The 13,121-nt window shown below is 49.8% G+C and carries 13 protein-coding genes; all 13 read left to right on the top strand.

All coding sequences use genetic code 11. The annotated features are described in order from the left end of the window. Window positions 1-63 precede the first annotated feature (63 nt). A complete protein-coding gene (locus FYJ84_RS07340) occupies window positions 64-1,623 on the top strand; it encodes a flagellar hook protein FlgE (RefSeq protein ID WP_154406947.1) in 1,560 nt (519 codons plus the stop codon). 271 nt (window positions 1,624-1,894) lie between these two features. Then, the gene (locus FYJ84_RS07335; protein ID WP_154406946.1) at window positions 1,895-2,089 is read left to right on the top strand and encodes a flagellar FlbD family protein; all 195 of its coding nucleotides are present in this window, start codon (window positions 1,895-1,897) and stop codon (window positions 2,087-2,089) included. A 368-nt stretch (window positions 2,090-2,457) separates the two neighbouring features. Beyond that, window positions 2,458-2,967: a flagellar basal body-associated FliL family protein gene (locus tag FYJ84_RS07330; RefSeq protein WP_154406945.1), complete on the top strand. Its 510-nt coding sequence runs from the start codon at window positions 2,458-2,460 to the stop codon at window positions 2,965-2,967. 99 nt (window positions 2,968-3,066) lie between these two features. Then, entirely contained in the window at window positions 3,067-4,071 is a 1,005-nt protein-coding gene (fliM, locus tag FYJ84_RS07325; protein ID WP_154406944.1) for a flagellar motor switch protein FliM, read from the top strand. Beyond that, window positions 4,064-5,320, top strand: a complete 1,257-nt coding sequence (gene fliY / locus FYJ84_RS07320; RefSeq protein ID WP_154406943.1) for a flagellar motor switch phosphatase FliY — start codon at window positions 4,064-4,066, stop codon at window positions 5,318-5,320. Before fliM ends, fliY begins: the two co-directional genes overlap by 8 nt. A 128-nt stretch (window positions 5,321-5,448) precedes the next feature. Further along, on the top strand, window positions 5,449-5,811 hold the full coding sequence (locus tag FYJ84_RS07315) for a response regulator (RefSeq protein WP_154406942.1): 363 nt from the start codon (window positions 5,449-5,451) through the stop codon (window positions 5,809-5,811). A 74-nt stretch (window positions 5,812-5,885) separates the two neighbouring features. Continuing rightward, window positions 5,886-6,377 (top strand): flagellar biosynthetic protein FliO, encoded by a 492-nt coding sequence (fliO, locus tag FYJ84_RS07310; protein WP_235901393.1) that lies wholly within the window; start codon window positions 5,886-5,888, stop codon window positions 6,375-6,377. A 36-nt stretch (window positions 6,378-6,413) separates the two neighbouring features. Further along, on the top strand, window positions 6,414-7,154 hold the full coding sequence (gene fliP, locus FYJ84_RS07305; RefSeq protein ID WP_154406994.1) for a flagellar type III secretion system pore protein FliP: 741 nt from the start codon (window positions 6,414-6,416) through the stop codon (window positions 7,152-7,154). 15 nt (window positions 7,155-7,169) lie between these two features. Then, window positions 7,170-7,439: a flagellar biosynthesis protein FliQ gene (gene fliQ, locus FYJ84_RS07300; RefSeq protein WP_154406941.1), complete on the top strand. Its 270-nt coding sequence runs from the start codon at window positions 7,170-7,172 to the stop codon at window positions 7,437-7,439. A 65-nt stretch (window positions 7,440-7,504) separates the two neighbouring features. Further along, complete coding sequence (gene fliR, locus FYJ84_RS07295; protein WP_277006442.1) at window positions 7,505-8,290, top strand: flagellar biosynthetic protein FliR; 786 nt, start codon at window positions 7,505-7,507, stop codon at window positions 8,288-8,290. Then, complete coding sequence (gene flhB / locus FYJ84_RS07290) at window positions 8,244-9,416, top strand: flagellar biosynthesis protein FlhB (RefSeq protein WP_235901390.1); 1,173 nt, start codon at window positions 8,244-8,246, stop codon at window positions 9,414-9,416. Before fliR ends, flhB begins: the two co-directional genes overlap by 47 nt. Before the next feature lie 22 nt (window positions 9,417-9,438). Then, window positions 9,439-11,511 (top strand): flagellar biosynthesis protein FlhA, encoded by a 2,073-nt coding sequence (gene flhA, locus FYJ84_RS07285; protein ID WP_154406940.1) that lies wholly within the window; start codon window positions 9,439-9,441, stop codon window positions 11,509-11,511. Continuing rightward, window positions 11,512-13,116, top strand: coding sequence for a flagellar biosynthesis protein FlhF (gene flhF, locus FYJ84_RS07280; RefSeq protein WP_154406939.1), 1,605 nt, complete (start codon window positions 11,512-11,514; stop codon window positions 13,114-13,116). It abuts the gene before it with no gap. Window positions 13,117-13,121 lie beyond the last annotated feature (5 nt).

The following is a 13,121-nucleotide window of genomic DNA, read 5'->3' as shown; positions in this document are numbered from 1 at the left end:
TGGGCTGCTGAATGACAGAAGCAGCCCGGGAACATTGCCCCATGAAAAGGAGAATGATTCACTATGATGCGTTCACTTTATTCCGGTGTTTCCGGATTAAAAAATCACCAGACACGCATGGACGTTGTTGGTAATAACATTTCCAACGTAAATACAACCGGCTTTAAATCAGGCCGAGTTACTTTCGCTGATACTTTGAGCCAGACTCTCACTGGTGCATCCTCAGCACAGGGTGGTAAAGGTGGTACTAATCCTAAGCAGATAGGTTTGGGATCCGCTGTATCTGCTATTGATACCCAGTTTACAGATGGCTCTGTACAGTCTACTGGTGTAAACACAGATTTGTGTCTTTCCGGCAATGGTTTGTTTATTGTAGCAACTGCCGATGAAAACACAGGATTGCCTATGAGTACTTACTATACTCGTAATGGCAACTTTAAATTTGATGCTGATGGAAATTATGTAAATAGTGATGGTTATCATGTCCAGGGCTGGGTAGCCAATAATGGTTCTATCAATACTACGTCAGCTACTAAATCTATTTGCATCCAGCCGGGCAAGTCAATGGAGCCACGGGCGACTGAGTCTGTCATATACACTAATAATCTGGATGCTTCAGAGCCAAGGATTTCTGCTATTATTGGCAAAACATATAGTGTGACTGGTACAGGTACTGCCACTACTCCTAATATGGGATTGACTTTGACTTTATCTGATGGTAGTACGGTACCTATAGCTGCAGGTACTGCTGGAACGTTTAATGTTGGAGATACTTATCCTACTGCTGGTACTACTACTATCACTAAAGTACAGGAAAGCTATCAAAAGGCTGATGCTTCAACATCAAATGTACTGACTGTACAGATGGAGGATGGAACTACACAGACATTGACCAGTGGCAGCTATCAGGTTGGTTGGAGCATGCCTATCACCACTACAGTAACTGTTTACGATAGCTTAGGGAATACCCATTCTATACCTATCTATTTTGCAAAAACTGGTGTGGATAGCACCAATGGTAACAGCTGGAAGGTTATGATAAATCAGGATGGTACTAACAATATAGTTATTGATGGTACGACAGTTACCATGGATCCGGTAGATATACAATTTTCTACAGATGGTAAGTTTGTCAGCGGTAATGGTTCCTTTACTTTGACACTGAATAATGGTGCCACAGGTACTCAGATAGTAGCGGTTGGCTTGTCCGGGTTGACTCAATATTCTGGTAGCAATACTGCATTTGGCACTAATGATGGTAATGCTCCTGGTACGCTGAAAAGTATTGCAGTTGACAGTTCCGGCGTTATTACAGGTACTTACACAAATGGTATCAATCAGATTGAGGCGCAGGTAGCCATTGCACAGTTTGGTAATTCATCAGGTTTGACCAAGCTTGGTAATTCTTTGTATCAGGAGTCAAATAACTCTGGTAAGCCTAATGTTAAGACTGCTAATGATTTGGGCTGTACAATTACTCCATCCGCCCTTGAAATGTCTAATGTTGACATGGCAAGTGAGCTGACTGATATGATTGTAACCCAGCGTGGTTATCAGTCCAACTCCAAGATTATTACAGTTTCTGATGAACTTTTGGAAACCCTGATTAACATGAAGCGTTAATGATAGGATTTTCTGTATGCTGTTGCTTTTGGTGACAGGGTATAGAGTTATCGGATTAGCAGTAAGCAGTTGGTGGGGCATGTGCCATTCGCATGGCACTGAGACGCGCCTCGGTGCTTAGCAATTCGCAAGCCGCAGGCGCAGCGAGAGCTTAGCACCGCTAGGCGTGGATAGTAGCGCGAGCGTGCCTGCGATGGCACTGCCGCCACCAACCGTATTATTGCTAGCAAAAAATTATTATAAAAATCATTGCAAAGAGGAGGAACACATCATGATTAAGCTCACCAAATTTAATTCCGACGGAAAAAAAGGAGAATTCATCCTCAATGCCGAAATTATAGAAACAATGGAAGAAACCCCTGATACTGTCATCACCCTGACTAACGGCAAGAAGCTGATTGTTCAGGAGCGTATGGAGGATATTGTACGCAAGGTAATGGTGTACAAGCGTGCCTTGTATAAGTGATATTGTGATATTACTGTTGATATCAATGTCAATATCAATGTTAATATCAATATTACCTTTAGAGCTTGCAAGTATGTAAAGGATAGTTTGCACAAAGTAGTGATTCATTGCCTTTTATTGTCTGAAAACTTGCAAAAATGTAAAATAACTGAAAAACTACTAGTGCAAAATACCCTTTTTATGGTAAGATTTTCGTATAAAGGTTGTAATTTAGCAGAATATTGGTAAAATAATATCTGTAGGATAGATAATATCTGTAGGATAGGTAATATCTGTAGGATAGATGATATTTACTGAGAATATAATTTAATCCTGTAAGCACTTACGAGGATTAATGTTATAGAGTATAAAAAAAGGAGTGGAACGCAATGGCTGATGAAGAAAAGACTGAAGAAGCAGCTCCAGCGGAAAAAGGGAAGAAGTTTCCAATAGTAATCGTTGTAGTGCTGATACTGGTAGGTCTCATATTAGCAGGTGGTATATCCTACTTTATCACCACCCAGGTTATGTCAACAGGTCCTTCTACGGCTGTGGAGACCAGGAATCATGAGCCTGGCGTATTCGTAAAGCTGGGAGATCCTAAGGAGGGCATCATCGTCAATGTAGGCGGTATCAAGTCCAGCCGTTTCCTCAAGGTAGGACTGACAGTAGAGCTGAACCCTGACCGTGAGGACAACGTAGCAGAAGGCAAGCTGACACCGGTTGCTGAGACGAAAATCATGGACACTACGCTGCAGATTATCCGCACCGTCAAGATTGAGGAGCTGGATGCAGCCCGTCAGGATGACTTGAAGGCAAAGCTGAAGGCAGAGCTGAACAAAGCCCTGGGCGAAGGCTCTGTATATGATATTTACATAACAAGCTTCATGCTGCAGTAAAAAGCAGTAAGTAGTAAATAATAAATAATAAAAAATAAAATTTGGATTTATTACGGGAAATTGTTATGAGAAACAAAAATAATGAAAGGGGGATGAAGCTTGGCAGATGATGTATTATCCCAGTCTGAGATAGATAAGCTGCTGGCGGCCTTTGCCACAGGCGATGTCAACGCCGATGAGATAAAGGCAGAAGAAGAGCAGAAAAAGGTCAAGACCTACGACTTCAAAAGACCGGATAAATTTTCAAAGGACCAGATCAGAACCCTTAACATGCTGCATGACAACTTTGCGCGGCTATTCAACACCTACCTGTCCACCTATCTGCGTGCACTGGTAAGCGTGGAGGTAGCCTCAGTAGAGCAGCTCACTTATCAGGAATTTGTTCAGTCCATTTCCAATCCAAGCGTGATTGGCATATTGGCAGTACCGCCCCTCAAGGGCAACATCATCATGGAATTTGACACCGGCATCTGCTTTGCCATCATTGACAGGGTATTCGGCGGCCAGGGTGAGAACACCGTCAAGTCCAGGGTGCTGACCGAGATAGAGGAAGCGGTAATCCGCAGGGTTTTCGACAAGGCCATGAGCCATCTGAGGGAAGCCTGGGCAAACGTAGCCCAGTTTACGCCGAAGATAGAGGCCATGGAGTCCAACCCGCAGTTCGCACAGATTGTGCCACCAAGTGATATGGTAGTCATTATCACATTGCAAATGCGTATTGGCCCTGTAGAGGGGCTGATGAATATATGTATCCCGTATCTGGTACTGGAGCCGATAATGTCCAAGCTGACAACTACCTTCTGGGTAGCAGCATCCGTGACCAAGGAGGAGCATCCTGAGCACGAGGAGTTTATCCGCAGGAAGATAAACAGGACCTCGGTGCCTGTCATAGTCCAGATGGGTTCCTTTGATATAACAGTGCAGGAATTCCTGTCCCTCAGCTATGGGGACGTCCTGCAAATGGATACCAAAGTTGATGATGAGTTAAAATGTATAATCGGCAATATCGAGAAGTTCTATTGCCGTCCTGGTACCGCTGGCAAGAAAAAGGCAGTACAGATTACCAGAGTAATTTCGGAAGGAGATGAAGGTACTAATGGCTGAATTGACGCAAGAGGAGATTGATGCACTGTTAAATGGCGGTGCGTCTACGCCTGCTGCCGATGATCCGGCACCAGCTGAAGAACCAGCTGCTTCTTCCGCACTGCCAGGCGATTTGCTGTCTGACATGGAAAAAGATGCTCTGGGTGAGATAGGCAATATCTCAATGGGCAGTGCTGCTACAACTCTGTCAGTGCTTTTAGGACATAAGGTAAATATTACTACCCCTGATGTTAGCCTGGATACGATGTCTACTATTCAGAATCAGTATCCGATGCCGTACCTGATTGTGGAGGTTGGCTATGTAATCGGCATCAATGGTAATAACATTCTGGCTATTCAGGCATCTGATGCCTCTATCATCGCAGATTTGATGATGGGCGGCGATGGCCTGAACCCGCAGGAGGAGCTCAATGAGATTCACATGAGCGCCGTAGGCGAGGCAATGAACCAGATGATGGGCACGGTGGCAACATCCCTGTCTACCATGTTCAACAAGAAGATTGATATTTCCCCGCCAAAGGTAAATCTCATAGATTTGGGCGCGGAGGAAAAGGTTACTGAGCTGGTACAGGGCGATGACCCGGTGGCGAAGATCAGCTTCCGCATGGAGGTGGAAGGTCTCATTGACAGTGAGATCATGCAGATTTTGCCTCTGGATGTAGCCAAGGAAATGGTTTCCTTCCTGATGGGAGGCGGCGCACAGCCTGAGCCTGAGCCGGAACCTGTGGCAGCACCTGCTCCTGCACCGGCACCAGCAGCGGCCGCACCGGCACCTGCTCCGGCCACCCCGGCACCGGCACCTGCACCGCAGGCACCGCCGCCAACGCCACAGTACGCGGCTCCGCCGCAGCAGCCGATGTATGCAGCACCGCCGATGGCGCAGCCTGTATATGCGGCACCTGGCTATGCCCAGACCAATGTGGTGGCTCCGTCCATGCCTGTGCAGGCAGCGCAGTTTGCGCCGCTGACCAACGAGCCGATGGAGGTAAATGCAGCCAATATCAGCCTGATCAAGGATGTGCCGCTGCAGGTAACCGTAGAGCTGGGACGCACCAAGAAGTCCATCCGGGAGATTCTGGAATTCTCCACGGGCTCCATCATCGAGCTGGACAAGCTGGCTGGCGAGCCGGTGGATATTCACGTCAACGGGCAGCTGACCGCCAAGGGCGAGGTTGTAGTAATTGATGAGAATTTCGGCGTGAGGATTACGGAGATTGTAAGCCCTCTGGAGCGTGTGCAGGCATTGTAATCGCTTTTTGGATTTTTGTCTAAAAACTTATACTTGAGAATTTATTGAGTTTCAAGTATAATGGAAATGATTATAATCTGAATTTTACTTGTGATACACTTAATACTACTGACGAGGAGAGATGACAAATGGCAGTAAGAGTATTGGTCGTTGATGATGCAGCATTCATGAGAATGATGGTTAAGGACATCCTGACCAAGAACGGATATGAGGTTGTTGGTGAGGCTGAGAATGGCATGAAGGCCCTTGAGAAGTATCAGGAGCTGAAGCCTGACCTGACCACCATGGATATTACCATGCCTGAGATGGACGGCATCAGTGCCGTAAAGGAAATCAAGAAGGTTGATCCTAATGCGAAGATCGTAATGTGCTCCGCTATGGGCCAGCAGGCAATGGTTATTGAGGCTATCCAGGCGGGTGCCAGGGACTTCATCGTAAAGCCTTTCCAGCCAGACCGCGTACTGGAAGCTGTTAGAAAAGCAGTCGGCTGATGAAGAACTGGAGTCGTTTTTGCTCCATGGCATCTGTCCTATGTATTTTAATGTTGGTGTTTTCAGCAGTGGCTATGCCGGATGCTCTGGCAGCTGCTGCTGATGCAGCCGGCTCAGGTGGCGGTTATCTTGCCGGTTATGAAAATACTGATCCAAAACCTTCTCAAATGTCATGGTGGTCAACATTGGCATATTTAATCAGCTTGCTGGCTGTTTTTGCCTTTGTGGTTGTCATGGCATATTTTGCGTCCAGATTTTTAAGCGGGCGCTTCCAGCATCAGGCAGCTGCCAATGGCGGCAGGATACTGGAGCATCTTGCCCTGGGGCCTAACAAGTCCGTCTGCGTAGTGGAGATTGGCGGCAAGGTAGTGCTGCTGGGCGTGACGGAACATCAGGTAAATCTGCTGGCTGAGATAGAGGATGCTGATGAGATAGACAGGCTGCGCCGTCAGGCTGTGGCACAGCCGGTGGATATGGGGGCGTTTGCCAGCCAGCTGTCCTCCCTGGAGGAGCTGACCAGGAGGGTGCCGTCCTTGTTTCGGGAAGGCCTGAATCGCAGGGGATAAGGAGTTGTGGAGATTGTGACCAGAGTACAGAGGCTTTTGTGCCCTTGCATAATAGGTCTTTTAGGCGTTTTTGCGGTGGCTCATGCCGCTTCGGCTGCACCGCTGATTCCAAATGTGAATATTGATGTCGGGACGGCGGACAATCCGCAGGATGTGGCGGTGACGCTGCAGCTGATGGCTGTCCTGACGATTTTGTCCATAGCACCCTCTATTCTGATAATGACTACTGCTTTTATCAGAATTGTTGTGGTGCTTGGTTTTTTACGCAATGCATTATCTACCCAGACAGCACCGCCAAATATGGTGATTATCGGCTTGTCCCTGTTCCTGACCTTTTATATCATGGCTCCCTACTGGAGCCAGGCAAATGAGAACGGGCTGCAGCCGTACCTGGCAGGGCAGATTACCCAGGAGCAGGCCATCGAGAATACGATAGAGCCCATCCGGGAATTCATGTTCAGGCAGACCAGGGAAGCGGACCTGGCACTGTTTGTCAATCTGGCAGACGGTCCCAGGCCCAATGGACCAGAGGAGGTTTCCACCTTTACCCTGATTCCTGCCTACATGATCAGCGAGCTGAAGACAGCCTTTCAGATAGGCTTTATGATTTATGTGCCTTTTATCGTTATCGATATGATTGTGGCAAGCACCCTTATGTCCATGGGCATGATGATGCTGCCGCCGGTAATGATTTCGTTGCCCTTCAAGATATTGCTTTTTGTCATGGTAGACGGATGGCATCTTTTGATTAAGTCGTTGATTGTCAGCTTCAAGTGACAGAGGTGAAGGATTATGTCGGGTGATTTGGTTATACAGATGGCTCAGGAGGCTCTGAGGATGGTGCTGCTGATTTCAGCTCCCATGCTGGGGCTGGGGCTTTTGGTTGGCCTGGCAGTCAGCGTTTTTCAGGCAACTACCTCCATTCAGGAGCAGACGCTGGCTTTTATACCGAAGATTGTGGCAGTATTCGTGGCAATTTTGATTTTCGGGCCATGGATGCTGAGGCTGATGGTGGAATATGTGACCAATGTGCTGGTCAATCTGCCTTATTATATCGGCTGAGCCGGTGTATGGGGTTATTGATTTTTTCTATGGTTTGGCTTGTGTTTAGCTTATGAGGTGGCAGGGTGGATTTTTATGATTTGCTGCAGAATCATGCAGCGCTGTTCTTGCTGGTAATGACCAGGGTGAGCGGCCTGTTCATTATTGCTCCCTTCTGGGGCGGCCAGAATATACCTGTGTACTTTCGTGCCGGGATTGCCTTTGTCATCAGCCTGGTGCTGTTTCCGGTGCTGGATCAGAAGATGGCCATAGAGGCGCCTGCCTCTATCTTTGGCTACATGCTGGCGGTGCTTTCGGAGCTCTTTATCGGCTGGCTGATCGGCTTTGTGGCATATATCGCCCTGATGGCCATTAACATGGCAGGCAAGATTATGGATATGCAGGCAGGCTTTGCCGTGGTGAATGAGATGGACCCTACCTCCAATCAGCAGAATCCTCTTATTGGCAGTTTTTTGTACTATTTGACATTGATCATATTTGTGGTGACTAACGGCCATCACATGCTGCTGGGAGCTCTGGTGGGGAGCTTTGATTCCGTGCCGGTGCTGGGGATGAATGTTGATGTCAGCAGCCTTGCCAACCTGATAGTGGATTTTACGGCAGGGATATTCCTGACAGGCATGAAGATAGCCATGCCATTGACTTTTGCCATTCTTTTGACGAATGTTTCCCTGGGCGTACTGGCCAGGACCATGCCTCAGATGAATATCTTCGTGGTGGGCATTCCCATGCAGATTATCATCGGCCTGTTTACTGTGGGGATTATCATGCCCTTCTATGTGATGTTTTTGGATGTGTTGTTCAATGAGATGTATGGAAATATTTCCATTGCCCTTAGAGCATTACAATAAAAAAGATGAGCGCCGGGAGGCGGCAGGGGCTGGCGAAGTGGATTTTGCCTTTGACCTGCAGCTTTTTGCCGGTGAGAAGACTGAGGAACCGACGGCCAAGCGCCGGGCGGATGCCCTGAAAAAGGGCCAGGTGGGCAGGAGCCAGGAAATCAATGCGGCTTTTGTCATGCTGGCAGGCTTCTTTGTGCTGAAGATGCTGGGAAGCGATGCCGTGGAGGAGGTTATGAACTACTCCGTCTACATCTTTGGCAACCTGAATTTCGATGTGAATGAGGAGACCATCATGCAGCTCTTTATCGGCATCGTGATTTTGCTGGCAAAGACATCCATTCCCCTGATGCTGTTCATCATGGTGATTGGCCTTGCCATGAATGTGGCACAGGTGGGCTTTCATTTTTCCACGGAGAAGCTGAGCTTCAATCCGGGGCGGCTGAACCCTATCAGCGGCTTTGGCAGGATTTTTTCCAAGCGTTCCCTGGTGGAGCTGGCCAAGTCTTTGATAAAGATTGCCATCATCGGCTCACTGGTGTACATGAACCTTTCCGAGGAGCTGTGGCAGATGCCAAAGCTGATGTTTGCGGATTTGTTTGCCGGTGTGTCCCAGGTTTCCGAGGTGGTTTTTAAACTGGTCTTCAAGATTATCGGGCTGTTCATGGTGATGGCCATCCTTGACCTGATTTACCAGAAATGGCAGAATACCCAGGATTTGAAGATGAGCAAGCAGGAGGTCAAGGAAGAATTCAAGCAGCAGGAAGGTGATCCCCAGATCAAGGGAAAGATCCGTCAGAAGCAGCGTCAGATGGCCATGTCCAGAATGATGAAGGAAGTGCCCAAGGCGGATGTCATCATCACCAACCCTACCCACTTTGCCGTGGCACTGAAGTATGAGGCCGGCATGCCGGCTCCGGTGGTGCTGGCCAAGGGACAGGATGCTGTGGCTCAGAAAATAAAGGAGCTGGCGCGGGAAAACAGCGTGCCTATCGTGGAAAACAAGCCCCTGGCAAGGGCCCTGTACGCAGCTGTGGATGTGGGAGGCAGTATCCCTCAGGAGCTGTTCAAGGCGGTTGCCGAGGTTCTGGCTTATGTATATAAACTCAAGCATCGCCATAGACGGCGGTTTGCGTAAGATAGAGAGCAGGAGATAGATTATGGCTGCATCGGTTATGGCCGCCGAGAAGGTTGGCTTTGTAAAGAAATATAGTGACGTAATGATTGCGGTGGGCATCGTAACAATTGTCGTTATGATGATTATTCCGCTGCCTACCCTGCTGCTGGATTTGCTGCTGTGCATGAACATTACCCTGGCACTGGTGGTTGTGATGAGTGCTATTTACAATGTGGAGGCACTGGATTTGTCCGTGTTCCCGTCCCTTTTGCTGATTACAACCCTGTTCCGGCTGGCATTGAATGTTTCCTCTACCAGGCTTATTTTGCTGGAGGGTTATGCAGGGGAGCTCATCAGCTCCTTCGGTAACTTCGTTGTGGGCGGTAATGCAGTAGTAGGCTTTATCATTTTCGTCATTCTGATTATTATCCAGTTCATGGTTATTACCAAGGGCGCGGAGCGCGTGGCAGAGGTATCGGCACGCTTCACCCTGGATGCTATGCCTGGTAAGCAGATGGCCATTGATGCGGATTTGAATCAGGGTGCCATTACCGATGCGGAGGCCAGCGAGCGCAGAAAGAAGATTCAGCGGGAGGCTGACTTCTACGGTGCCATGGATGGTGCCAGCAAGTTCGTCAAGGGTGATGCCATCGCGGCTATTATCATTATCTTTATTAACATCATCGGCGGCTTCGTCATCGGCATGGTGCAGCGCAATATGACTGTGGAGCAGGCGCTGCAGAACTATACCCTGCTGACCGTGGGCGAGGGACTGGTAAATCAGATTCCTGCCCTGCTGATTTCCACGGCTACCGGTATCATCGTTACCCGTGCGGCTTCCGAGAGCAACCTGGGGTATGACCTTATCCATCAGCTGGGGGCGAAGCCAAGGGTGTTCTATATCGTCTGCGGCGTGCTGGCGGCTATGGCATGTGTGCCGGGGCTGCCGGGGCTGCCGTTTATGGTGCTGGCTGTTGCCTGCGGCATTATCGGCAGGCAGATTGCGGCAGGAGACAAGAAGGTAGAGGAGACTGCCGTGGTGGAGAAGAAGGAGAAGACCAAGAGCGAGGCAACCAAGCCGGAGAATATCGTTTCTCTTTTGCAGGTGGACCCTATGGAGCTGGAAATCGGCTACAGCCTGATTCCCCTGGTGGATACGGGACAGGGGGGAGACCTGCTGGACCGCATTGTGATGATTCGCCGCCAGTGTGCCTTGGAGCTTGGTTTGGTGGTGCCTACCATCCGTATCAGGGATAACATTCAGATTAAGCCAAATGCTTATATCATCAAGCTGAAGGGCATTGAGATTGCCAAGGGGGAGCTTTTGCTGGACCACTTCCTGGCCATGAATTCAGGTACTGTCTTTGAGGAAATTCAGGGCATTGAGACTATAGAGCCGGCCTTCGGGCTGCCTGCCCTGTGGATTCCTGAGGCCTCCCGTGAGCAGGCGGAGCTGAATGGCTATACGGTGGTGGATGCGGTATCCGTGCTTGCCACCCATCTTACGGAGGTCATCAAGGCTCATGCGGATGAAATCCTGGGCCGTCAGGAAACCCAGAACCTTATCGACAACGCCAAGAAGACCAACCAGTCCCTGGTGGACGAGGTTATTCCGGACCTTCTGGGCGTGGGCGATATTCAGAAGGTGCTGGCAAATCTCCTCAGGGAGCGCATTTCCATCAGGGATATGGCTACTATCCTGGAGGTGCTGGCAGATTATGCACAGGCCACCAAGGATACTGAGATTCTGACGGAGTATGTGCGCCATGCCATGGCAAGGCAGATTACCCAGCAGTATGTGCAGAACAACCAGCTGACCTGTATTACGCTGGACCCTGCCATTGAGAACAAGATTGCCGGGGCTGTCCAGCGCACGGAGCGGGGCTCCTATGTGAGCATGGACCCTGATACCATGCAGAAGCTGCTGAATTCCCTGGGCAAGGAGCTGCAGAAGCTGACGGACATGGGCTATCAGCCGATTGCCCTGACCAGCCCGACAGTGAGATTGTATTTCAGGAAGTTAGTTGAGCGTTCTGTGCCGGGCATTATTGTCCTGTCACATGCAGAGATAGACCAGTCTGTAGAGATTCAGATTATTGGGGTGGTGAAGCTGTAAATGCTTATCAAGAGCTTTAAGGCGCCTACACTGAAGGAGGCCATGGCCAATGTCAAGGCGGAACTGGGTGTGGATGCTGTAATACTTCATACGAGCAAGACGAAAAAGGGCGGCATCCTGGGCTTTCACAGCAAGGAAGTGGTAGAGGTGATTGCCGCCGTGGAGGATGAGGCCTCCAAGCCTGCACCTGTGGCGCCGGTCAATGAGGCTGTGCTGCAGGCAGCGGCAGAGGCCAGGAGCAGCAGGGCTGCTGCCAGGGAGGCTGCGGGGCAGCAGTCCTATGGCGTGCCGGAGGCGGATATTTCATCTATCTCGGCAACGCTGGCGAATTTTACGCCAAGGTCGGCTGTCAACCAGTATCAGACGGCAGGAACCATGGAGGCAATCAGCCATGCCATGGCGCAGAATACTCCCAGCCAGACCTTCGGGGAGGTGCTTGCCAGCGTCAATCAGGCCCAGGAGGCGGCCAATGAGCCGGTTGAGGTGGATATAGCGGCAGCGGTGGCTGCCGAGCCGGTGTCTGAGATGATGCAGCCGATGCAGCCGGTGGAACCGGCGCCTGTGGAGCCTGTGGCTGCTGAACAGGTACGGGCGGCTGCGGAGCCTGAGCCTGCCAAGATTGAGGTGGCAAAGGCGGAGGAGGCAGCTGCAAAGGAAGAGGTGCAGCCGGAAGCTCCTGCTGAGGTTTCTGAGGCTTCTGTGGCTGATGATCAGCCGGAGAAGGCAGCCCCTGACGAATCCGGCAAGGACGAGGAAATCAGGGATTTGCAGAATCAGCTGGAGGAAATGAAGGCCATGCTGATGGAGATGAGCAGGAACAAGGGGGCAGGGGATGCCGTTCCTACCTTGCAGAATGCCATGCAGTCCCAGGAAGTGACGGAGAAGATTATTCAGGACATGATTGCCAAGCTGAACGGTACGGAGATTCTGGCACCAAGCAACTCGGTGAAGGCAGCCAATGCCCTGGAAAAGTATATACGCAAGGCAATCCGTGTCGCCAACGGCATTACGTTATATTCTAACAAGCCGAAGGTGGTGGCATTGATTGGCCCTACCGGTGTGGGCAAGACTACAACGCTGGCGAAGATTGCAGCGAAATTCGTGCTGGAGCAGGGAGCCAGGGTGGCGCTGATTACGGCGGATACCTACAGGATTTCTGCGGTGGAGCAGCTGAAGACCTATTCGGATATCCTGGGACTGCCCCTGGAGATTGTCTACAATCCTGAGGCTCTCAGGAAGGCCATTGAAAAGCACAAGGACAAGCAGCTGATTTTGATTGATACTGCCGGCAGAAGCCAGTATAATGAGTATCAGATGAAGGAGCTCAGCGGGCTTTTGAGCATAGATGCCGATATTGAGAAGCATCTGGTAATGAGCGCAACCACCAAGACCAGTGACGGTGTGGAGCTTTTGGAGAATTTCTCCATATGCCAGCCGGACAGGGTGATATTTACGAAGGTTGACGAGACAGGAACCCATGGGATTATCCTGAATATATTGCATAGGCGTAAGGTGGCGTTGTCCTATATCACCAATGGGCAGAGCGTACCTGATGATATTGAGCCTGCCAGTGTGGAGAGGCTGGCAGAGCTTTTGCTGAGGTAAGAGGT

Source organism: Anaerovibrio slackiae (assembly GCF_009695585.1).
In the GTDB taxonomy this organism is placed as follows: domain Bacteria; phylum Bacillota; class Negativicutes; order Selenomonadales; family Selenomonadaceae; genus Anaerovibrio; species Anaerovibrio slackiae.
Note: the sequence above shows the minus strand (reverse complement) of the source record. Positions and strands in the feature narration are given on the sequence as shown.